This window comes from Paenibacillus sp. LjRoot153, from assembly GCF_964253085.1.
In the GTDB taxonomy this organism is placed as follows: Bacteria; Bacillota; Bacilli; order Paenibacillales; family NBRC-103111; genus Paenibacillus_E.
The window spans coordinates 6,084,654-6,108,988 of sequence record NZ_CAXUQH020000001.1 but is presented as its reverse complement, the minus strand read 5'-3'; the positions used below and the strand labels follow the sequence as shown (position 1 = coordinate 6,108,988).

Genomic DNA, 24,335 nt, shown 5'->3' with positions numbered 1-24,335 from the left:
AAATGTATGGACAGGGATGAACTAAATGAAAATTGCGTTGTATATTATTACTATTATTAGTTTATTTGTATTAGCAGCTTGCAGTAACTCGTTTAGTGAATCGGATGCCGTAAAATATACTTTAGCCAAGATACATGAGTTAAATGACCCTCATTTATATGTTGATTTTCCAAAACGAAATGGAATCAGAAATATGAAGGTCACGATAGGTGGTATGTATGGAAATACAACCAATTTAAAGTTAACAACGAGTGTTAAATTGATTGATAATGAAACATACGAAGTTACCCTTATTAAAGATTTGAACTATAAGGTGAATGATATAAGAGTGAGTAGCTTTTGGAAATTTAAGGTTACACAAAGCAATGTGACTCTTTTGAAAAAAGACGACAAGGATGATTTACTGTCTGCAATAGGTTGATGATTAGAGTTAGCGTCCGGATCTCAGCCAAGTACAATATGAGAAGAAACTGGTTGCCTTCTCTATGTAAAGAGGTACGATAACCTATCTCACGGAAGGAAACTGAGGGATGAATGGAATTGAATCGTTTATTGTTGGAAGAGTACAATACTTATGGGAAGAGCTCTGGACGATAGAAGGACGCGCTTTCGAGGATATTACCGTAGGTGATATGTTAAATCATGATTCAAAAAGCACCAATGGTAAAACAAAACTGGAAGTTATATCAGTTTCAACTTACGGCAGGGAAGTTACTACCTTATCTAGTGCCAGTTACATGGAATGATGGTTGGCCAGTATTCGGTATTAACGGTACGGTTCCACAAAGTATGGCTATTCCCGTTAGTGGTGTAGCATCTAAGAACAATTTGGTAGCTTCTGATGAACTCTATCAAAGCTCCAAAAAAATTGGGGCTTCGCATACCGTTATCAATACATCTACTACTTCAACCACATCATCGACAGTGACAACACCTGTGACACCATTGCCACTAAACGAGGGAACAGAACTTTTTGTGAAAAGTGGGATGGAGAACGGGTTAACGCCATGGGAGAAACATGATACTGCATCGGTTGCGGTATCAACGGATGAGCATTTTAGCGGAACCAATAGTTTATATATTAGCGGCAGGGGAGCTACTGGTGCTGGTGTGCAACAATCTGTTACTGGAAAAATAAAAACGGGGGCTACCTATAAATTTTCCGCGAAAGTGAAATATAACTCAGGTCCTGCTACGAAGCAATTCAATTTCGATATCCAAGACGGAGATTGGACGACGATCAAGATTCTTGGATCAGGTGTCATGACCAAAGGTGAATGGGGCACAATTGAAGGAACATATACGGTTCCGACCTTCACTCTACCGCGTATATTTATTGAGACAATATGGACAACCTTGGTTGAAGTAAACTGCCAATAGCATGGTTGACTTATTTAGTCGAACATTAAATTACCTGACTGTAATTCGTAGGGGTAAGACCTTTAGTTTGTGAATTGTAAGCGCATTCTTAAAAGGTATAATAAATTGTGTAAGCAATTAAATGATTGGCCTATAGGATCACGCATCTTCATGGAGACAATAAGGGAGGATTAGAAAAATGGTTAAGAAAATAAAACGTCCTGTTTTAGCAACTTTGGTACCTGTTCTGGCTCTAGGATTAACGTTGACAGGATGCACCGACTCGAAGGATGCGGCAAGCAGCACCGCTTCACCTGTCGGTAGTCAGACAAGTCCTGAAGCGGCGAAAAACGACGCGATCAAGCCAGTTACATTATCTGTTTTCATTGGTGGTCCTGGTCAACAGCCGACTCCTGACAACAAGATCTACAAGATGATTAAAGATAAAACTGGCGTTAGCCTAAAAATGGAGTTTCTGGTCGGTGACCTGCAGCAGAAGATGGGCGTTATGATTGCCGGCGGCGATTATGCGGATATTATGACCGGGGATGATAAACTAATTGCGGCCGGTGCTTTTATTCCCCTCGAGGACCTGATTGACAAATACGCGCCGAATCTGAAGAAGCACTATGCATCCGTGCTGAATCAGGCAAAGGATCCTGCAAGCGGTCACCTTTATGTTCTGCCAGCTTACGGCGTGTTCACTGGTCAAGTTAACGATACTACGTATGAAGGACCAGGCTTTTACCTGCAAAAGGATGTCCTGAAGGAAATGGGGTATCCAACTCCTAAAACGTTGGACGAATATTTCGATATCATTGCGAAATACAAAGCGAAACATCCAGATATGATCGGGTTCGAGACGTTGAGCTTCGACTGGAGAAAATTCCCGCTGCTTAATCCGCCAGAGCATTTAGCTGGTTACCCAAATGACGGTGGTGTTATCGTCGATAACGGGAAAGCGCAAATTTTTGCGGACAAGGATATTGCCAAGACCTATTACAAGAAGCTGAATGAGATCAATGCGCAAGGCTTGATGGATAAGGAAGCACTGGTACAGAACTACGATCAATACTTAGCTAAAATTGCCAGTGGTCGTGTCATTGGGATGTTCGACCAGCACTGGAACTTTGGCGATGGAGAAAATTCTTTGAAATCACAAGGTAAATTCGGCAGCACATACGTAGGGTTCCCGCTCTTATATCCAGGCGCCACAGAGCACTACCGTGACCGTCCAGTTTTGAACATCAACCGCGGATACGGGATTTCGACGAAAGCCAAGGATCCGGTTCAAATCATCAAATTCCTTGACTCACTAATGACCGAAGATTGGCAGAAGACACTCCAATGGGGTATTCAAGGCGAGGATTATGAGGTAAAGGATGGTAAGTTCTACCGTACGCCTGAACAGCGCGCGAAAGCAGACGATAATACATGGAAGCTAGCGAATAAAGCGGATGGGTTCTTTGGTGGCCTGCCTAAGATGCAAGGGACGTATAGTGACGGAAATGCAACTGATGCGGGATCACAGCCACAGGAATTCTTCGACAGCTTGAAGCCGCAGGATCAGGAAGTGCTGAAGGCATACAACCATAAGACATGGGCAGAGTTCTTCAAATCACCTGTGGAAAATCCAATATACTACCCAGCTTGGAGTATTGATCTCGTGGATGGTTCACCAGCAAAAGTGGCCAATCAGAAGATGGAAGACCTTGCCGTCAAATATTTGCCGAAAGCAATTATGGTCAAACCGGATGAATTTGATGGTGTATGGAAGGAATATGTGGATCAGATTTCCAAAAGTAATTTCAAAGCCATCGAAGATCGTATCAATGAACAAATTAACTGGCGTATTAAGAATTGGAGCAGCAAATAAGAGAATAGAAATGTAGTAGAGTGGGGGAGACTCAGGGTCTTCTCTGCTTTACTTCCTAGGAGGGAATGTCGATGGCCGAGACCATACTATCCAAAAGACCAACGAAAAAGCAAAAAATTGATCCGGAAATCGGCGTCGGTTTAAGTTGGAAGACGATCAAAAACCAGAAGCAGTTAATGCTGATGTCGTTTCCCATCGTGATTTATATTCTAATTTTCAATTATGTACCGATTTGGGGCTGGTTGATGGCGTTCCAGAATTATCGTCCGGCTTTGAAATTTTCCAAACAGCAGTGGGTGGGGCTGAAGCATTTTAAATTTCTCTTTCAAGATGATACGTTCTTGACAGTGCTTCGCAACACGCTTGCCATGAGTATGATCAATTTGGTTCTTAGCTTTTCAACAGCCATTATTTTAGCTCTTTTACTGAATGAAATTAAAGTTCGTTTCTGGAAACGGTCCATCCAAACGATTTCTTATCTGCCTCATTTTCTGTCGTGGATCATTGCTGCGGGTATTGTAGCGACTTCCCTATCCGTTGATGATGGTATCGTTAATCAGCTGTTGATGAAGCTGCACTTCATTAAGGAACCTGTGATGTGGCTTAGTCAAGGTAAGTATTTTTGGGGGATTGTGGGCTTGTCTAATGTATGGAAAGAGGTGGGATGGAATACCATCATTTACCTTGCAGCTATCACCTCGATTGATCCGTCGCTTTATGAGTCTGCCGGAATCGACGGTGCAAACCGTTACCAGAAGATCCTGCACGTCACACTGCCTGGGATCAAGTCAACATTTATCATTCTATTAATCATGAACATCGGACATATTCTGGATGCCGGCTTTGAAATTCAGTACCTGCTCGGCAATGGATTGATCGTCGACTGGTCGCAAACGATTGATATTTTCGTTCTCAAGTACGGGATTGCTCAAGGCAACTATTCGCTGGCCACTGCGGCAGGTATTTTCAAAACAGTTGTAAGCATAATCCTTATTCTAATTGCAAATTCTACCGCCAAGCGCCTTGGTGAAGAGCGGTTGATATAAAGGAGAGATGACGATGGGAACAACGACTGCGCGCAGAATTCGGATAGAGCCGATTCTGTTCCATACGATTAACGGCATCTTCATGCTCGTTCTTGCTATAGTAACATTATATCCGTTCCTTCATACACTAACGATTTCATTCAATGAGGGCAATGATGCGCTTCGGGGAGGCATCTATATATGGCCTCGTTCATGGTCATTGCAAAATTATAAGGCGATTTTCCTTTCAGGTACGATTTACCATGCGGCGTGGATTTCAGTCGCTCGTACGATTACAACGACAGTGATAGGTGTATTCCTTACCGCCATGTTAGCGTATACAGTAGCACAGCCCCACTATCTTTTTCGTAAAATCATCGGATTAATTTTTGTGTTAACGATGTATTTTAATGCAGGATTAATTCCTAACTACTTTCTGATCAAAAGCCTGGGACTCTTGAACAACTTCTGGGTGTATGTGCTTCCAGGAATGGTGAATGCGTTTAATCTCATTGTCATTCGGACGTATATTCGAACGCTTCCATCAGGCTTGGTCGAGTCTGCGAAAATGGACGGAGCCGGTGATTTCACCATATTTTTGAGAATTATCCTCCCATTGTGTACGCCTGTTCTAGCGACCATTTCCTTGTTTATTGCGGTAGGATCTTGGAATACCTGGTTCGACACGTTCCTGTATGCTTCGTCTGATTTGAAGCTGAGTACACTTCAGTACGAAATGATGAAGTTGCTTGGATCAACGATGAGCAGCAACAACGATCCCGGTCTGATGGCTGGGGCAAACACAAATCAAACGAAGGCCATGGTTACGCCTTCTTCCATACGTGCGGCGATCACGATTGTGGCGGCGGTTCCAATTTTATTCGTATATCCTTTCCTGCAAAGGTATTTTATCGTCGGCATGAATCTTGGAAGCGTCAAAGAGTAAGAAGAAATTAACCATGATGATATTCATTTCCCGTTTCAGCTCGGAGCTGGGACGGTTTTTGCTTTATTCAAATCAATCCTTTCCTGTATAATAGCCATATCTACTCCCTGAAGGGTGGTTTCCCATGTTAAAGGTCATGTTTGTTGATGACGAGCCCTACATGCTAGAGGGACTGCGGTCAATGATTGATTGGAATAAGCTAGGCTTTGAAGTGTGCGGGGAAGCGTTGGATGGTGAAGATGCGTTAGCCATGATGGCGTCGACCCTGCCTCATTTGGTGCTGACGGATGTTCGAATGCCAGTCATTGATGGATTGGAATTGATTGAACAAGCTTCCTACCTACACCCTGGGGTGAAATTTATTATTTTGAGTGGATACGCAGATTTCGAATATGCCAAAAGAGCTATGCGACATGGTGTGGCTAATTATATGATGAAGCCTTTGATTGAAGCGGAGCTTGTAGCTGCGGTGGAAGCGGTCGCAAATACGATTCAGGAGCGTGAAGCTCACAGCCAGTACGAAAGTGCTGCCTTGGATTGCTTACGATTGGAAACGATTTCAAGGTTATTGCAGGGAGAAACCAGGCAGAAATGGATTGAGCAGGCGAACGCCTTGTTGGATCTTCATGAATGTTCCAGCTTCCGCTGCATCTTACTTGAACCTGACGTTCAGGCTCATGTCCAATCGGACCTGATACAGGTTATTGTGGATAGGATCAAACTTCCTCAAGTGACTATGCTTCCATTTGGCGTGGGCAAAGAACGACATGGATTCTTGCTGGTCTCGGGAACCGAGGAGTGCGATCTTTCTCCAGCAATAATTACAGAGTTAATTGTCAGTGTCCGAAATAACTGGGGCAGTGCGCTCTCGTTTTCGGTAAGCGGCGTACACAAGGGACCGCATGCGTTAAAAGAAGCATTCCGTGAGGGACTTTTGGCCGAAATGTGCAAGTTCCCTTCTGGAACTGAGGGGATTTACATCTATCAAGGAGAACGGTCAGCGGAGACGCTGCCTGCCTTTGTTGGAGTGACGGAATCCATCCTAGCTGCCGTCGGGAGTGGGCGTCCAGAAATGGTGCGAGATCACGTGCACCACCTATTCATTGCTCTTTCGAGGCAGTCCGTCTCTGGATCTTGGCTGAGCGCTTATTTAGGCAACATTAAGCTTGAAATTGTTAAGATTGTTACCCAAGCCGGAGGTGAAGATGTGTTGGCGCCGAATTGGTGTGCTTCATACGCGCCTACAGATCTTGGCCTCTTGGAACGCAAGGTCATGCGGGAATTCCTGCAAGCTGCAGAGTGGATTGGCCAGAAGAAAGGCATAGGGCAAGATGCCGTCATATCTGCTGCGGAAGACTACGTTAAATCGCATTACAGCGAGAAGCTGCAACTCCAGCATGTCGCAGAGCATTTTCGGCTGAATCCGGCCTACTTTGGCCAGAGGTTTAAGAAACAAGTTGGCCTCACCTTTAATGAATATTTACATGTCGTACGAATTGAAGAGGCCAAAAAGTTACTTCGTCGTGAAGAACTGAAAATATCCGATGTCGCCGATCGTGTCGGCTACTCGGATTCGGAACAGTTCGTAACCAAGTTCAAGGCACTTACCGGCCTGTTACCATCTGCTTACAAAAAAGGCTGACCTACAACTGACAAGGAGATCGCATATGAGTCGGAGATGGAATCTGTTAAGTTTAGTTAATGATATTCCGCTGAAATTCAAGTTTCTGATCATTTACTTGATGTGTGTGCTGCTTCCCATTTTGTGTATAAACGGTTTATTTTACATGCAGGATAGCAAAAACACGGAACGCAGAGAGATGGACAACTTGCGAATTTCCCTGGATCGAGTCGGAAATGAAATTATGCAAATGGTGAACGAAAGTGTCGTGATTGGCAACGCCGTATCCGCTGACCGTGTCTTTAATGAAATGCTAGAATATACGTACTCTGATAATGTCGCCTATTACGAAGAATACGATCGTTACCTTCGAGATAAATTAGGTCAGTATCCGAATATTTACCCATACATATCTTGGATTGGCGTGTATACCTCTAATCCGACGCTATCCAATGGTGGGAGTTACTTTATGCTTAAGCCTAATGATCTGAAGAGTGAATGGTACCAGAAGATGAACAAACAGAAAGATAAGGTGACAGTGACCGCTTATTTGGATACGAATCCTATGAATCCAGGAGAGAAAATGGTATACTTCAGCATCATTCGGAAGCTGGACAACTTCCCTGACCTCATGCAATTCTCCAAATATCTGCGCATCGATATTCGGATGGATAAGCTGCTGGAGCTGTTTGATAAAGAACACAATTACTTACAAATCAAGCTTGTGGATGAGGAAAATCAGCTTGTTCTAGAATCAGCAGGTACGTTTAAAGGTGTTGACCCTCTGTTGCAGATCCTGCCGGTATCTGACAAAAATCAGTTGGCAGGCTTACCTGGAAATAGCTTCGTCAGTCCTCTCAGTACCGCCAGTTACGTAGTTAACTGGCGGCTGGTCGGGATTCCGGAGGGAAGTCGAATCGCGGAGGAGAGGAAAGGGGTTATCCACTTTTTTATATGGCTGACACTCATCTCTACGATTATTCCGACGATATTGATTTATATCATTATGCATTCCTTTAATTTCCGGGTAAGAAAGCTCTCCAAACATATGCAATTGGTGAAAAACGAGAGGTTTGAACCCATCACGATGTATGAAGGGAAAGATGAGATCGGTAATCTTCTTCGCAGTTTTAATCTGATGACAGGGAAAATACGCAATTTAATCAATGACGTGTACAAGCTCGAAATTCAAAAAAAAGATTTGGAGCTCGAACGCGTGCAGGCAGAGCTGAATTATTTGCAGAGTCAGGTAGATCCTCATTTCCTGTTCAATACGTTAAACGCGATTCTCGTCGTCTGTAAGAAATATCGCTATGAGCATGTGACGGAAATCATACAAAACTTGTCCCAAATTCTGAGAAGGCTGCTAAGCTGGAAGGAGGACTTGGTAACCGTAGAAGAAGAGTTAAGCTTTACCGAAATGTATCTTCAGATCGAGAAATTCCGATTCCAAGATCGGTTTCACTATGAATTATCCGTTGACGAATCTGTTCTCGCGTATCGGATCCCAAAGATGAGTATTCAATCGCTCGTAGAGAACTCTTGCAAGCATGGTCTTCAATCGGTTAAAGGGAATCGCAGGATTCGAATATCTGTAGAGAGAGCAGGAATGAACTTGCTCATGAAGGTCGAAGATAACGGCATCGGTATGAACAGTGCGAAGCTGGATGAGATTGTTCAGAGTCTATTTAAGGGAGAAGACAACGGCAAGAACATCGGACTTCGCAATGTGTACCGCCGCTTAAATCTGTTTTACGCAGAACGTTCTCTATTCCATATTGAAAGCATCCCCTTCGAGAAGACAAGTGTTACAATACAAATCCCTCTGAGTTTAATCAAGAACCAGGAGGAGGCCCGTGAACATGTATAAGGTTATTTTTGCTGATGACGAGCCTTTCGCCTTGGAAGGAATAAGTCTCATGATGGAGTGGGAAGAGCTTGGCTTTGAAGTTGTGGGAATGTGCGAGAATGGCGAAGAAGCATTGGCTTGTATTGAAGCCTGCAAGCCCGATCTCGTGGTAACAGATATTCGGATGCCTGTGATTGACGGATTAGAATTGATTGAAAGGGTGCAAAAGGCAGGCGCTGATCCGGTATTCATTATTTTAAGCGGGTACAACGATTTCGAATACGCTCGATCTGCCCTGAGGTACGGTGTTAAGCATTATCTGCTTAAACCGGCTTTAGATAGGGAATGGGATGCTATCATTCAACTTGTTATTCAGGAGCTGCAGCACCGAGAACAGCAAAAGGTACGAAATGACCTTGTTGCTAATCGTCTTGTACCGACTTTGCTTGCTCAGATACTTCGGGGAGAAATTTCGGCAACGGATGAGAACGTAGGTGAGATACTGGATCCTTTGGTAGTAGGAGATGAGGGCTGGAGGTATATCCATTTCGAATGGCTTGGTAGCCTAGAACAGGAACTGGATGCGCGTTACTTCCTTTCGCAAAAAGCTCATCCTATCGATTTGTTTGGGAATCAGGAGGGGCTCGTCATGCCTTCTGTCCCTGAAATCAAGGAGTGGGCTCAACAAGTATATGAAGATCTTCGTCAGCGGGGTATCGAATGCTGTCTTTCGATAGGACCACGGGTGGATTCCCTCCTTCATATTGCCGATTCGTATGCAGGTGCTCTAGAGACATCCGTGCATCATTTCTTTCATGTATCAGGCGGTCCACTCGAATACGAAACGATTCATCACAGGCAAATTAGCTATGATCTCAATGCGGTTTCTATCGTAGACGACATTCACAGTGCGATCGAGGCGATTCAGGAGAAACGGGTCGAGGAGCTGATTAAACAAATGTTTGTGATGCTGTCAGCTAACAAAACTGCTCGGGAAGTCGTCCATTTGTTGGTCATCCGCATTGTTCTGAAGAGCGCTGCCGTCATGCGGGAAATGGGCATCGATTCAGAGGCACTGCCTCGTGCTCGTGATTTTTTGAGAAGGGAGCATCGTTCCTTAAAAGAAGTGGAGGACTCCCTCCAGGTATATATACAGCAGTATTTGAGCCAGTTGAAGCAGCATAAAGACAAATTCTCGGGCCATCCTCTTCGGGTTATTGAGCGTTATATCCAAGAACATTATCGGGAAACGCTAACGATTAAAGATATCGGAGAACGGTTCTTCATGAACCCGGTTTACTTAGGGCAAGCGTTCATGAAGAGGTGTGGCGTAGGAATGACTGAGTATATTCATGACCTGCGTATTCATGAGGCGAAGCGAATGCTGTGTGAATCGGATGAAACGATTCGCGTGATCGCGGAGCAGATCGGATACACTCATTATCATCATTTCCTTAAAGAGTTTGAAAAACGTGTGTCCGATAAACCCGCCGTGTATAGGCAATTAAGCAAAGCCTAATAGAATAGGGAGTGAATCCTATAGTATGGGCCGCTTCTACGAAGGACGTGTATTTCTTTAGTAAGAGATACACGTCTTTTTGCTATGAGTATGACTGGAAATATTAGACGGGAATTTCAGACCAAAAAAGCATTCAGGCGTGTATTCGGGCATAATTGAGGGGGGGTTATTCTTTATTTTGATTATGTGAAGCCAATTACCTAAGTTGTAAAATGAAATTGAAATAAAATTGTAAGCGATTTCAATAAAGAGGAGGATGCTTGTGAGGAAGAAAATTAATGTATGGATGGCAATCGTGCTGCTTTTTGGGATGATCATCCCCCAACTGCTAGCGCCTTTGGAGGCAGCAGCCAGCGGATCGGTGGTTTTGTCCCAAAGCTTTGAAGATGGCCAAACAGGTGGCTGGGTAAAGGTGCCTTGGATGGGGGACGGAAGCGTTGCCATATCATCGACAACCTATTCCGAAGGATCCAAGTCCTTGGCGATGACGAACCGTGCTGCAAGTAACAGCAGCCCGTTCTTGGATTTGACTTCGTTAACGAAACCCGGCCATACGTACGATTTATCGCTGAAGCTTAAACTCGGAGCAGGAACCGACACCTTTCATATCGCTTCTAATGTCGCCGCCGCTTCGCTGACTAACCAATATCCTTGGCTGGTAGTGGATAAATCGGTTAATTCCACAGAATGGACCTCCTTTGAATTGAAGGGATACCAGCTCCCGAGCGATACCACGGGGTTCAAAATATGGGTTGAGTCGACTAATTCCACCACAACGGAGGATCTCTATATCGATGAAGTGTCACTAACGGACGTCACGTCGATTGATCAACCGGCGATCCAGGGAATCCAATCTACTTTTGAAGACGGGCAGGGGGAATGGGTACGTAGGAACGGATCCGGCAATACCGGCGTATCGTCGGTTGACAATCACACCATCGGCGGCTCCACGAGTTTGCTGACCATGGTAACAGAGCAATATGACGGACCATTGCTTAACGTCCTGGGGGAGATGTCTGCGGGCAACAAATACAATTTGTCCGCATGGGTAAAAATGGTTTCAGGGCAGTCTCCCACAGTATTGCGACTTTCTGTACAAAGCGGTGACAGTTCTTATGCCAATGTTTCTTCTAACGTGACGGTGACATCTGATCAATGGGTGCAGTTGACCGGCACGTTCACATTAACAAGCACTCCGACTGTTTTGAATGCATACGTGGAAGTAGCCGACCAGTATAGTGATGCAAGATCTTTCTATATGGACGATTTCGATTTGTCCAATGTGGGTCAAGTAGCCGGACCACTTCCGATTCAAACGGATATTGATCATTTGAAGGACGTCTATGCGGATAACTTCAAGATCGGTGCTGCGGTGGCTGGCGACCAACTTACTTCCGATGTGCACACACTTCTGGATTATCACTACAGTTCCATCGTCGCCGAGAACGCCACAAAGCCGGGCTCTCTAGAACCGACAGAAGGGCAATGGAACTGGACGGAAGCAGACAAAATTGCACAGTATGCCAAGGATCACAATATGAATTTCCGGCTGCATACGCTTGCTTGGCATTCACAAGCTGCGGAATGGATGTTTAAGGATGCCCAGGGCCAGCCGCTTGCAGCAACACCGGAGAATAAACAGCTGGTGCTGAACCGTCTCACGACTTATATTCAAACGGTAGCGCGTCACTTCACTGACATGGAAGTACCGATCAATGCCATTGACGTTGTAAACGAAGTCATCGATCCGGGACAATCGGACGGTATGCGGAAGAGCGATTGGTATAATCTGACCGGCCTGGACTTCATTCGTACAGCCTTTAATGTTGCTCGGCAAGAGTTCCCGAACACAAAGCTGTATATCAACGATTATGGGACGCAGGATCCGGTCAAACGCGATTTCTTGTTTGATTTGGTAACGCAACTGAGAGACGAGGGAGTCCCAATTGACGGTGTGGGCCATCAAACGCACATCAGTCTTGGCGGTCCCTCTATGGATCAAATCTCCGAATCCATCCGGAAATTTGGAGAAGCCGGATTCGACAATCAGATAACGGAGCTTGACGTTTCAGTTTATACGGACAATTCCACCAGCTATGATGATTCCATGCTTGTGAAACAAGGCTACCGTTACAAGCAATTGTTCCAAGAGCTAGTTCGGCTAGATAATGAGGGTAAAAATGCTGCCCATAACACTCCGGCTTATCATTCTGACGGATGGATCAGCAATGTTACGATATGGGGGATTGCAGACGACCATACTTGGCTAGATAACATCAATAATTTAATCCGTAAAGATGCTCCTCTTCCGTTCGACGTTCAGTTTCAAGCCAAATATGCTTATTGGGGAATGATTGAGGCAGTAGAGACACTGACACCTACCCATCTTCCCATAACTCCACAAACAGCAATTACGGCTCAAGGCACACCTGCAAATGCTTCGGATTCGGTTTGGAATACGATTCCGACAATCAAGACCCCACAGTCAGGTACGCTGCAAGCTCAAGTGAAAACCTTGTGGGACGAACATAATCTCTATGCCCACGTAGCGGTCAAAGACATTACCAAAACCGCAACGGATAAAATCGATCTCTTCGTGGATGACAATGGAATCAAGAAATATACTTTTGCACGAAATGATGCTCAAATTACGGAAGGTAGCGACGGTTATGTGCTGCAAGCATCGATCCCGTTGGCAGGTACCTTAGGCAAGCAAGTGAAGTTTGACGTAAGAGTGACCGACATGGGGATTAATGACGGTACGGAGCATGGCAGCAATGGTGTCATCGTTTCCTGGAGCGATCCTCGGAACGTTCAGGACAATGACAGCCTTGGTTACGGGGTCTTGACTTATATCGATGCCACCAAAGCGGCAAGTGTTCTTTACGGAACCCCCACTATCGACGGTGAAATGGACAGTATATGGGCAAACGCTCCGGTTTATACGACCGATGTAAGGGTAGAGCAACAAAACAACGCAGTCGCCAAAGCTCAATTCCGTTCGATATGGGATGAGAATAACCTTTATGTCTATGCCGTTGTGAAGGATAGTGTATTGAACGATGCCAACGTCAATACATGGGAGCAGGATTCGGTGGAAATTTTCGTTGACCAGAACAATGGAAAAACGCAGAACTACCAAGATGACGACGGCCAATACCGGATCAACTTCAAGAACGTAAAGACTGTCGGTGGCCATGCAAAACAAAATAACTATACATCAGCCACCAAATTAATTGACGGAGGGTATGTTGTAGAAGCGGCTATCGCGCTGGATACGATAGTTCCTAAAACCGGAACCATGATCGGATTTGACTTCCAAGTCAACAATGCTCAGGACCGTGGAAGCCGGGACAGCGTCTTTACTTGGAACGACCCGGCAGGTCAATCCTATCAGAATACCTCGAGATTCGGCGTTCTGACGTTTGAGCCAAAGCCTGCACCGTCCCAGACCGGTTCTACCTCGACCTCCATACCGGACGGGATCAATAAAGTGGAAGACCAAAAGGGAGGCAAGGTCGAACAAAATGGGGCGATCATTGATTTGCCGGCAGGAGCAAGTGGCAAAGACATTATCGTGGTCGTCAAAAAGCTAAGCGATTCCTCGCATCTGAATACCGACCCGAATTTGAAGCTGGCCGGAGATGTGTACGAGATTACCAAGGACGTAGCAGGACCGTTCCAGAAATCAGTCACTATTACCCTTCCGTTCAACACTAGCTTGTTGGATAACGAGCATGAGGTGGCACTGTACTGGTACAATGAAGAAATCGGCAAGTGGGTCAAACTGGACGACATTAAGGTCAACCAGGAGAAGGGCACCGTTTCCGGCAGTGTGACACACTTCACTAAGTTTGCGGTATTAGCGGCAGATAAGTCCGCACCTATCAAGGTTCTGGCCTTAACTGATATTAAAGGACACTGGGCGGAAGCAGGCATCCAAGCTCTAGTGAAGGCCGGTGTGATCGACGGCTACCAAGACGGTTCATTCCAACCTGAAGCAGCTGTAAAGAGAGCCGAGTTCGTATCTATGATCGTTAAAGCTTTCCACTTAACGGCAACTGGAGGTTCCGGTTTTACCGATACCGGCAGCCATTGGGCGAAGGAAGCGATTGCAACTGCATCCACGTTGGGGATCGTGGATGGCTATGAGGTCGGAAACTTCGGCCCGGATGACAACATTACTCGGGAACAAATGGCTGTAATCCTTGCACGTGCCGCACATTTAGCACCTGCTGACAGTGGATTGGAATATAAGGACAGCGGCGACGTCTCCGCCTGGGCCCAAGGAATGCTTGTGGCTTTGACCGCCAATGGTGTGCTAAACGGCTACGAAGACGGTACGCTGAAGCCGAAGGCTTTCAGCACCCGCGCAGAAGCGGTGGTTATTATCAGTAGGATTTTGGATGCTCGACAGGTACAATAACGCCAGCAAGGAATCGAAAGAAGGCTGTCCGCACGTGGATTTCATGTGCGGCAGCTTTGTGGGAAAATTATATCCGAAGGGACAATAATGATCGATGAGAAGCTTAAATGTGACGTCAGTGCCTGCCGAATATCTTAGGTCAGTTAATGAAGAGTATCAAGGCACGGTTCAGGAGGTTTCCTATAAGGTAGGCAACTATATTCATTTGTCTCGACAGCTTGTAACAGATAGGAGCATTGATACCAGTGAAGCAGGAAGAGAAACCGTTGCAGGAGATGCCATATTGAAGAAATGCAACGTCTACTTGCCTGCGGGTTATGACCCAAACGACACTACTGTTAGATATAATGTATTGTATTTGCTTCATGGAGTAGGTGGGGATCAATATGAATGGTTAAGTAGTAACGGTAAGGCTGACGGACGATTTATCATTTGCAATATATTTGACAATCTTATTGTAAACGGCGATATCGATCCGCTGATCGTCGTATTTCCCAACGGAAGAAGCGCGTACGACTGGACGGATAGCTCCTTCAATTCTGAAGGAACCAATATGCTGGGATTCTATTACTTCGATTATGAGTTGAGATACGATCTGATTCCATTTATAGAATCAAACTACAAAACCTACGCAGATATAACAGTCACTTCACATGAGGGAATCATATATAACCGCAGCCGCAGAGCGATCGCCGGGCTTTCGATGGGGGGAATGCAAGCCTTGAATCTGATACTCGGCGGTTACCGACATGATTCGACGCGAATCACTGGCACCGAGAGTCCTTGGAACAACGGGTTGGATAAGACTGTGCTCGCGCCAGGCATGATAGATTTGTTTGCTAATGTCGGAGCTTTTTCAAATGCTCCTACGTCGAGTGATGGCAAAACTCTTGGAGACAGTCTCGCATCATGCGTCCATAACCTTCATCTGCTATATACCACCTGTGGCGATGCAGACGGAGTAGCAAATGGCAGTTATATAAAATCTATTGATGGGCTTATACAGCAATCGGGGAATTATCTTAATCAATTTTATCAAATTCGGATTAAGAATGGTTATCATGATTTCCATGTTTGGAATAACGGTGCTTACAATTTTAGTCGATTGATATTTAGAAATAATGATGATCATGTAAGATCCCATGTTGTGAGGAAAATAATTTAATATTTTTATGTTTGATAGTACCAAGATATACAGGATATATGTCCTTAATTAACAACTGCGTTCACTCCATTGGGTGAACGCGTATTTTATTTTAGTTTCCTCCAATCGTTACCCTTTCGGAACGTTTCGAAAAGCGCTAGGTGCAGAACCGGTTATTTTCTTAAATAATCTTGAGAAATAGTAGGGATCAGAAATACCAATGTTTGCGGCAACTTCCTTGATAGATAGACCCGTTAAACTGAGCATTTGGGCTGCTTTTTGAATTTTCATCCGCAAAAAGTATTCAATCGGCGGAATTCCTGTTGCTTCGTTAAATAATAAAATTAAATGCTGTCTAGACAAACCTATGTGGTTAGCCAATTCAGGAAGTTTGATGGTATCTTCTAAATGATCATTCATGTATTGAATGGCCACTTCTATATACTGCTCTCTTTTTTTGTCCCTGGCTGTACCTCCCGCGCTAATACCGATGCTGCTAATTAGTTGCCGGATAGATTGGGAAACGTGTGTGTGGATGGGTAACGAATAGGTTTTATCGGATAAAAGGTAATAACATTTATCAAAAACATCTTTGTATTCGGTCATAGCGCCGATGGGTAAATGTAGCGGGGCCGTATCCATCCCGTACATTTGTATAAAAGCCGTTGTATGGTCGCCCTTAAGATGAAACCAGTAAATACTCCATGGTGCATGGATAGATGCACCGTATCGATGTGGTGTATGGGCAGGAATGACGGCTAGGTGATTTGGGGTCAATGTGATCGGATGTTGTTGCCCCAGTTCAATCCAACCTTCTCCTTCGGAGCAAAAGATGAAAATATGGGAGTTACTGCCCTCAGGACGTTCCCGATAATGATGACGGGCGGACGGGAAGAAGCCAATATCACTTACGAATAAATCTCGCGTCAGCTCGGAGCGGGAGAGTTCCGTCTGCATATATTCAGGAAGGATGAACAATTTCTCTTCTTCAAACACTTCAGGCTTTCTGGTCATATCCATTTGTAAGGCCTCCCTTTGACAATAAGAATATAATCCATTACATTAAGCATTTTGTCAATTGGCTGTTGCCAGCATCCAAGGTAAAGTAGAGATAATCAGATAAGGGAGTGATGATGTTGAGTCAGAAAGTTCGCATTTGGGAAGAAGAAACGTCGATCCCGACGTATGCCATTGGTGAGCCGGATCGCAATCCAATGTTTCTAGAGAAACGTGTTTACCAAGGAAGCTCTGGTAAGGTATATCCCCATCCAGTTATCGATAAAATTGAAGATGAAAAGAAGCCCCAGTCGTATCGTATGGTGATATTGGAAAATGAATATGTTCGTATCGAGATTATGCCCGAACTTGGCGGACGCATTTATCGTGCGTTGGACAAAACGAATGACTATGACTTCGTTTATTATAATCGTGTCATTAAACCAGCATTGGTTGGCCTTGCCGGACCATGGATTTCCGGTGGCATTGAATTCAACTGGCCGCAGCATCATCGTCCGAATACGTATGGTCCGGTTGAATATAAACTCACCGAACAAGAAGACGGAAGCGCTACCGTATGGGTGAGTGAGATCGACCGCATGTACGGGACGAAAGTGACGGCAGGTTTCACTTTGTATCCGGGCAAAGCCTTCCTAGAAATTTCTGCGCAGTTATATAATCGGACATCGGAACCACAAACGTTCTTGTGGTGGGCGAACCCCGCGGTTGCGGTAAATGATCATACGCAATCCGTATTTCCGCCAGATGTAACGGCTGTCTTTGACCATGGGAAACGGGACGTCTCTAGGTTTCCAATTGCAACAGGAACGTACTACAAAATGGATTATTCCGCTGGCGTAGATATCTCACGCTACAAAAACATTCCTGTTCCTACTTCGTATATGGCCTACAAATCCGATTATAACTTTGTCGGAGGCTATGATCATGGTGTACAAGCAGGTTTGCTGCACGTAGCGAACCATCATGTTTCACCAGGTAAGAAACAATGGACGTGGGGGAACGGTGAATTCGGGCAAGCGTGGGATCGCAACTTGACGGATGAGGACGGACCTTACATTGAGCTCATGACGGGTGTTTACACAGATAACCAACCCGACTTCACGTGGCTGCAGCCTTATGAAGAAAAATCGTTCAAGCAATATTTCATGCCTTACAAAAATATCGGAGTCGTAAAAAATGCTTCGATCGATGCTGCGGTCAACTTAGAAGTTGATGAAAAGACGCGCGAAGCTGTCGTATTTGCCTATGCAACGTCCGTATTTGATGGTGCTGTTATTGAGTTGAAAGGCCGCAACCGAACGTATCTGAGGGAGTTTGTGAAGCTTTCTCCAACTGACACGTTCAAATCAATCCTTACACTGGACGAAAACGACCAAGCACACGATGTGAAACTGACTGTCAGGGATGCAAAGGGGACACTGCTCATTGCTTATCAGCCTGCAAAGCCTTCCATTGAGCAAGTACCGGATGCTGCTAAGCCACTGGTAGAGCCTGCGGAGTTGAAAACGAATGAGCAGCTATATTTAGCCGGTCTGCATTTAGAGCAATATCGCCATGCTACATTCGAACCGGAGGATTACTATTTAGAAGGCTTAAAGCGCGACCCAAGCGATAGCCGTATTAACGTCGCATACGGTACACTCTTGCTGCGTCGTGGGCTATCCTCCCGCGCAGAAGAACACTTCCGGACGGCGATCAAGTCTCTTACTTGGCGCAATCCAAATCCATATGATAGTGAAGCTCTCTATCAATTAGGCGTAGCACTTAAAGAGCAGGGACGTAAGGAAGAAGCATTCGCTGCTCTCTACAAAGCGACATGGTCGGCGAATTGGCAAGATGCGGGGTTCTTCACTTTGGCACAAATTGCTTGTGAGAAGGGTTCGTATAGTGAAGCGTTGGAATTGGTTGAGCGTTCACAGGTTCGCAATTCACGCAATTACAAAGCACGTCACCTGAAAGCTGCACTTCTTCGGAAGTTGGGACAATTACAGGAAGCAGTTGTCTTCTCACAGGAGACACTGGCTCTTGATATCGCTGATTTTGGAGCGGCCAACGAACGATACCTTACGCTTTCAAGCCAAGGTGAGCAGGATCTTGCTAATGAGGCATTATTGGAGCTGACTCGCCTCATGCGCGGGGATGCGCATAATTATTTGAACTTGGCATCGGATTACGCGAATTGCGGGTTGTTCGAGGAAGCCATTGAAGTGTTAGGGAGAATTGTGCAAGGTCATGACGCTTCCAAAGTGAATCCGATGGTCCATTACACGCTTAGCTATCTCTATGAGAAAGCAGGTCATTCGGAACTAGCTAGTATTCATAGGCATGGGGGGAATACCGCAACTTCAGATTACTGTTTCCCGAATAATTTATTTGATTTGCAAGTACTGACAAGTGTTATTTCGGCGGATACGGAGGACGATGATAAAGCACATTATTATCTTGGCAATTGGTGTTATGACAAAAAAAGGCACGAAGATGCCATCATACACTGGGAAGCCTCACGTTCGATCAGAGAAGATTTCGCAACGGTACATCGCAATTTGTCTCTCGCATATTTCAACAAAAGAGGGGATTCCGCATCGGCTCTTATCGCCATGGAGAAAGCTTTTGCTTGCAGGAAGGATGATGCACGCGTCTTCTATGAACTGGATCAATTGTATAAGAAGCTTAGTTACACCGCTGAGATTCGTTGCGCTAAGCTAGAGGAACACCAAGATTTAGTGAACAAACGCGACGATCTATACGTGGAGTATGTTACTCTTCTGAATGCGCAAGGTTATCATGACAAAGCTGTTCAAGCTATTCAAGCACGCAACTTCCATCCTTGGGAAGGTGGCGAGGGCAAAATAACGGGTCAGCATGTATTTGCCCATGTCGAGCTTGCGAAGGCTGCATTAGCCGAAAATCGCTTTGAAGCAGCAGTATCATTTTTACAAGAAGCACTTATATATCCGGAGAATCTAGGTGAAGGCAAGCTATCTGGTGCGCAAGAAAATAATGTGTATTATTATCTTGGACTCGCTCATGAAGGTTTAAAGCAAACGAAGCAAGCACAGGAATGTTTCGAAATCGCTTCACAGGGATTGGAGGAGCCAGCTAGTGCCATGTATTACAACGATCAACCGCCTGATATGATTTTCTATCAAGGAATGGCATGGCTTGCTCTGGGTAACGAAAAGGAAGCGAAGCGCCGTTTCAATAAGCTGATTGATTACGCTGAGAAGCACGTGTTCGACGATGTGAAATTTGACTACTTCGCAGTTTCTCTACCAGACTTCTTGGTATTCGAGGACAATTTGAATGTACGCAATGAAGTTCACTGTCTATATATGATGGGACTGGGCCACCTCGGTCTGGGTAACATGGCAATGGCTAGAGAACAGTTCGATAAAGCTCTGGATCTAGAGGCTAATCATGCAGGAGCACGTATTCATCGAGGTATGTGTCATTGATGAAAGAGACTACGACAAGCATAACAACGGGAATCTATAAAGGATTCTTATCCATCACCATTGAAAATGAGCAAATCCGTATGGAGATCGTACCGGATCTCGGTGGGAAGTTGGTTTCACTCATTTATAAACCTAGTGGTAAGGAGTGGCTGATTGATTCAGGAGAAAGACCATTAAGACAGCCTGAATACGGTTCCAACTTTGGTGAATGGGATATGAGCGGTTGGGATGAATGTTTTCCTACAATTAATGCTTGTCCATGGGAAATGGATAAACGCATTAATCTGCCCGATCATGGTGAGATTTGGGCACTTCCTTGGACTTATAAGGTGGAAGAGAACGAGGTTGCTTGTTCTGTAAAAAGTCCATTGCTCTCATATCAGTTCACAAGAAGCATATCCTTCCAATCTGGGAAAAAGGTAAGGATGAATTACCGTGTTGATAATACGAGCGACCAGCCCATGCCGTTCTTGTGGGTGCCTCACCCGCAATTTGCAGTTACGGAACCAACTCGTATTCTTCTCCCAGAATCCATGGCGGAAATGCTTTGCGTGTACGAAGGTCATATGCTGAAGAATGGGGAAACGTATGCTTGGGATGATGTCTCTCTGATTTCCCCCGCGGTGACTGGGGATGGAAGAAAGTTTTATTATAAGGGGCAAGTACCCGTAAGTTGGTCTGGCTTATTCGGTCAGGAAAGTGAAAACTTCCTGATCGTGTCTGTTCCCAAAGAGAATGTTTCTTATTTAGGGGTTTGGATGGATGAAGGGATGTTCAATGATCGAGTGACTTGTGCTTTGGAGCCTAGTATTGGCTATTATGATTCCCTTGATATGGCGGTAAGTAATGGGTCAGCACAAATAATACCGGGAAACACATCTTTTGAATGGTATTTAGAGCTATCCATCGGTGTAGGAGATTGGCGTGATGTGAACGACAAGGTATAAGGCTAAGGCTATGCAAAACGGGAAAGAGGATGCACCTTGGTGTGTCCTCTTTTTCAGCTTTTATCACAGTTTCATAAATTGTTTAGGCGTTTGGCCATAGGTTCGTTTAAAAATACGGATAAAATAGCTGGTCTCCATGCCCAGTTGCTGCGCCACTTTTTCAATGGTGATATCATTCTCTTGCAAGAGTTGGATGGATTGACGCATCCGGATCTGCTGAATATATTGCTGTGGCGTAATACCATAGCTACCCAGGAACAACCGGTGAAAATGTTGAACTGAGTAACCGACGGCTCTAGCCAAGTTGGACAAATGCAAGCGTTCGTTATAGTGAGTATGTATAAGTTTGACTGCTTTTTGAAGAGCGCCATTAGACTGCCCCGCTAAGTGGACACTTTGCTTTACTTCTTGACTCGACAGTTTTTCAAGAACTGACAGGAGCAAGTCATACATACGTCGCGACGCTTCCCAATAGCCGCTTTCTCCGTTCAAGCTGATAAGCTGCCATAAGGCTTCAAGCTTATCCCAAAGCGCATGAAACTGAGCTTCCATTAATGGAGTGGGCTTTTGACAGCCCAGTTGCTTCAGCATGGGATCGGCAGCGGAGCCGCTAAATGCCACGAAGCCTAGCTCCCATGCATCCTCGCCTTGCACAGGGAAATATTCATGAGAGACACCGGCGGGAAGGACGAGCATGGTTCCTGGGGTCATCACCATATCAAGTCCATTGGACATACGAAAAATTCCCCTACCGTTTCGACATAAGAAGAGCTGATGAGCCGGATAGCCATCAGGCCTGAGAAGATGTTTTTGTTCATGGCTACCAAGACAATACACATAGAGCGGTACTATGTTCTCAAGCGTTACTAATTCAGCTAAAAGGAATGGCATCATGTTGTCCTCACCACCAATGTTCATATTGTACGATTTTTTATTTCATCTGTTCTACTAGTATAGGCGGAATGTGTCTTATAATCAAAATAGATAAGAGAATACGACGATATATTATGAGGAGAGAATGACGATGACACGGAAAATTCCGCCTATAAGCCATAAACTGCCAGTCTTGATGCACGGCGCTGATTATAATCCTGACCAATGGCTGCACGATCCACAGATTTTGGAGGAAGACATCCGGTTAATGAAGCTAGCAGGATGCAATGTGATGGCTATTGGCATTTTTGCTTGGGCAGCATTGGAGCCGACAGAGGGAACCTTTACTTTTGAGTGGATGGACAGTCTGCTTGATACATTTGAAGAGAATGGTATCTACGCTTGGCTAGCAACACCGAGTGGTGCGCGTCCTGCTTGGATGTCGGAACGTTATCCAGAAGTTAGAAGAGTAGAAGCGAACCGCGTACGCAATTTGCATGGTAGTAGGCACAATCATTGCTACACAAGCCCTGTGTATAGGGAGAAGATAGCGATCATAAATGATAAACTTGCTGAACGCTATGGGGGGCATCCGGCGGTCATTGGCTGGCACATTTCCAACGAATTTGGCGGAGATTGCCACTGTGCGTATTGCCAAGACGCTTTCCGTGCATGGCTGCAAAAGAAATACGGTACGTTGGATGCGCTGAACGCGGCTTGGTGGACCTCCTTCTGGGCGCATACCTACACGGATTGGAAACAGGTCGAATCCCCGGCACCGCATGGTGAGAATGGCGTACACGGACATAACCTGGATTGGCGCCGATTTGTTACGGATCAAACGGTCGATTTTTGCAAGCATGAGATCGATGCGGTTAGGGGGGCGAATCCCGACCTTCCAGTTACGACCAACATGCATATGATCGAAGGCTTGGATTACCGCAAATTTGCCGATATATTGGACGTTGTTTCGTGGGATGCCTATCCTACTTGGCATGAACATCTCGATGACAGCGAGTTGGGAGCTTCCGTTGCCTTCTACCATGATCTGTTTCGCTCATTGAAACAGAAGCCATTCCTACTCATGGAAAGCACGCCAAGTTTAACGAACTGGCAGCCAGTTAGCAAGCTGAAGATGCCAGCCATGCACAAACTGTCATCCCTTCAAGCTGTAGCGCATGGATCGGATTCCGTGCAATATTTCCAATGGCGTAAAAGCCGGGGCTCCAGCGAGAAATTCCACGGTGCGGTCGTTGACCATGTAGGACATGAGCATACGCGCGTGTTTAAGGATGTCTCGGAGCTGGGACAAACCTTATTGAACGTCTCAGAGGTGGCAGGCACAACTACGCCAGTGGAAACTGCGATTCTGTTCGATTGGGATAACCGCTGGGCGATCAAAGACGCCCAAGGCCCGCGCAATATGGGTATACACTATGAGAAAACCGTACTTGCCCATCACCGAGCGTTCTGGGAGGAAGGCGTTCCGATTGACATCATTGGCTCGGAAGATGATTTTTCTACATACAAGCTGGTTGTTGCGCCTATGTTGTATCTTTGCCGTGAAGAAACGGGTCGTAAGCTAGAAAAATTTGTTGAGCAAGGTGGAACTCTGGTAACAACGTACTGGTCCGGCGTTGTTGACGAGCATGACTTATGCCACTTGGGTGGTTTCCCTGGTCCACTTCGCAAAACGCTCGGCATTTGGGCCGAGGAAATTGAGGGATTATATGACCATGACCGAAATGGCTTATTAATGTCGGCTAATAATTCACTTGGACTAACGGGAACTTTCGAGTCGCATGAGATTTGTGAAATTATCCATTCGGAGGGCGCTGAAGTATTGGGTGTCTACACAGACAGCTTTTATGCAGGTCAACCAGCTCTTACGGTGAACCGATTGGGCAAAGGTCAAGCCTATCATATGGCGACGCGGCTGAAGTCAAATTTTCTCCATGCATTTTACAAAAAGCTAATTGAACAAATCGGAGTTGTACGAGCAATGGATACGGTTCTTCCAAAGGGTGTAACTGCCCAGGTACGAACGGACGGTGTGACTGATTATATATTTATTATGAATTTTAGCGGAAAATCAATCAGTGTTTCCCTTGATAACGAAAGCTACTCACGCTTGGAATGGAATGAAACTGTAGAAGGTGCCATCGAGTTGGCTGTTAATGGGATTGAGCTGTTAAAACGACAGGCAAAATGAAGAAACACTGATGGTAAGCCGGATGGGAGATCCAGCCGTTTCAGCAGTGATTATAGCGGGACTAAC

General features: G+C 45.3%; 15 protein-coding genes. 13 read left to right on the top strand and 2 right to left on the bottom strand.

Translation table 11 applies throughout. From position 1 onward, the window contains the following. Positions 1-25 precede the first annotated feature (25 nt). The 10 genes from ACSQ8P_RS26355 to ACSQ8P_RS26310 all read left to right on the top strand — a co-directional run bounded on the left by ACSQ8P_RS26355 (position 26) and on the right by ACSQ8P_RS26310 (position 15,786). Positions 26-421 (top strand): hypothetical protein, encoded by a 396-nt coding sequence (locus ACSQ8P_RS26355; protein WP_436237901.1) that lies wholly within the window; start codon positions 26-28, stop codon positions 419-421. A gap of 221 nt (positions 422-642) precedes the next feature. Continuing rightward, positions 643-1,380: a carbohydrate binding domain-containing protein gene (locus tag ACSQ8P_RS26350; protein ID WP_436237900.1), complete on the top strand. Its 738-nt coding sequence runs from the start codon at positions 643-645 to the stop codon at positions 1,378-1,380. Positions 1,381-1,558: 178 nt separating this feature from the next. Next, on the top strand, positions 1,559-3,235 hold the full coding sequence (locus ACSQ8P_RS26345; RefSeq protein ID WP_436237899.1) for a sugar ABC transporter substrate-binding protein: 1,677 nt from the start codon (positions 1,559-1,561) through the stop codon (positions 3,233-3,235). A 71-nt stretch (positions 3,236-3,306) separates the two neighbouring features. Further along, entirely contained in the window at positions 3,307-4,281 is a 975-nt protein-coding gene (locus tag ACSQ8P_RS26340; RefSeq protein WP_436237898.1) for an ABC transporter permease, read from the top strand. Positions 4,282-4,294: 13 nt separating this feature from the next. Next, positions 4,295-5,206, top strand: coding sequence for a carbohydrate ABC transporter permease (locus ACSQ8P_RS26335; protein ID WP_436237897.1), 912 nt, complete (start codon positions 4,295-4,297; stop codon positions 5,204-5,206). Positions 5,207-5,330: 124 nt separating this feature from the next. Then, the gene (locus ACSQ8P_RS26330; protein ID WP_436237896.1) at positions 5,331-6,848 is read left to right on the top strand and encodes a response regulator transcription factor; all 1,518 of its coding nucleotides are present in this window, start codon (positions 5,331-5,333) and stop codon (positions 6,846-6,848) included. Positions 6,849-6,873: 25 nt separating this feature from the next. Next, a complete protein-coding gene (locus ACSQ8P_RS26325; protein ID WP_436237895.1) occupies positions 6,874-8,697 on the top strand; it encodes a sensor histidine kinase in 1,824 nt (607 codons plus the stop codon). After that, positions 8,690-10,195 (top strand): response regulator transcription factor, encoded by a 1,506-nt coding sequence (locus ACSQ8P_RS26320; protein WP_436237894.1) that lies wholly within the window; start codon positions 8,690-8,692, stop codon positions 10,193-10,195. Before ACSQ8P_RS26325 ends, ACSQ8P_RS26320 begins: the two co-directional genes overlap by 8 nt. Positions 10,196-10,457: 262 nt before the next feature. After that, on the top strand, positions 10,458-14,621 hold the full coding sequence (locus ACSQ8P_RS26315; protein ID WP_436237893.1) for an endo-1,4-beta-xylanase: 4,164 nt from the start codon (positions 10,458-10,460) through the stop codon (positions 14,619-14,621). A 94-nt stretch (positions 14,622-14,715) separates the two neighbouring features. After that, a complete protein-coding gene (locus tag ACSQ8P_RS26310; RefSeq protein WP_436237892.1) occupies positions 14,716-15,786 on the top strand; it encodes an alpha/beta hydrolase in 1,071 nt (356 codons plus the stop codon). A gap of 108 nt (positions 15,787-15,894) precedes the next feature. Here the strand turns inward: ACSQ8P_RS26310 and ACSQ8P_RS26305 are convergent, their stop codons facing one another. Continuing rightward, on the bottom strand, positions 15,895-16,785 hold the full coding sequence (locus tag ACSQ8P_RS26305) for a helix-turn-helix domain-containing protein (protein WP_436237891.1): 891 nt from the start codon (positions 16,783-16,785) through the stop codon (positions 15,895-15,897). 113 nt (positions 16,786-16,898) lie between these two features. Between ACSQ8P_RS26305 and ACSQ8P_RS26300 the strand changes: the two genes are divergently transcribed. Further along, a complete protein-coding gene (locus ACSQ8P_RS26300) occupies positions 16,899-20,237 on the top strand; it encodes a DUF5107 domain-containing protein (RefSeq protein WP_436237890.1) in 3,339 nt (1,112 codons plus the stop codon). After that, on the top strand, positions 20,237-21,184 hold the full coding sequence (locus tag ACSQ8P_RS26295) for a DUF5107 domain-containing protein (protein WP_436237889.1): 948 nt from the start codon (positions 20,237-20,239) through the stop codon (positions 21,182-21,184). The genes ACSQ8P_RS26300 and ACSQ8P_RS26295 overlap by 1 nt, the downstream gene beginning before the upstream one ends. A gap of 63 nt (positions 21,185-21,247) precedes the next feature. Here the strand turns inward: ACSQ8P_RS26295 and ACSQ8P_RS26290 are convergent, their stop codons facing one another. Next, on the bottom strand, positions 21,248-22,075 hold the full coding sequence (locus tag ACSQ8P_RS26290; RefSeq protein ID WP_436239610.1) for an AraC family transcriptional regulator: 828 nt from the start codon (positions 22,073-22,075) through the stop codon (positions 21,248-21,250). Between the two features lie 133 nt (positions 22,076-22,208). On the opposite strand from ACSQ8P_RS26290, the gene ACSQ8P_RS26285 reads away from it, so the two are divergent. Beyond that, entirely contained in the window at positions 22,209-24,269 is a 2,061-nt protein-coding gene (locus ACSQ8P_RS26285; RefSeq protein WP_436237888.1) for a beta-galactosidase, read from the top strand. Positions 24,270-24,335 lie beyond the last annotated feature (66 nt).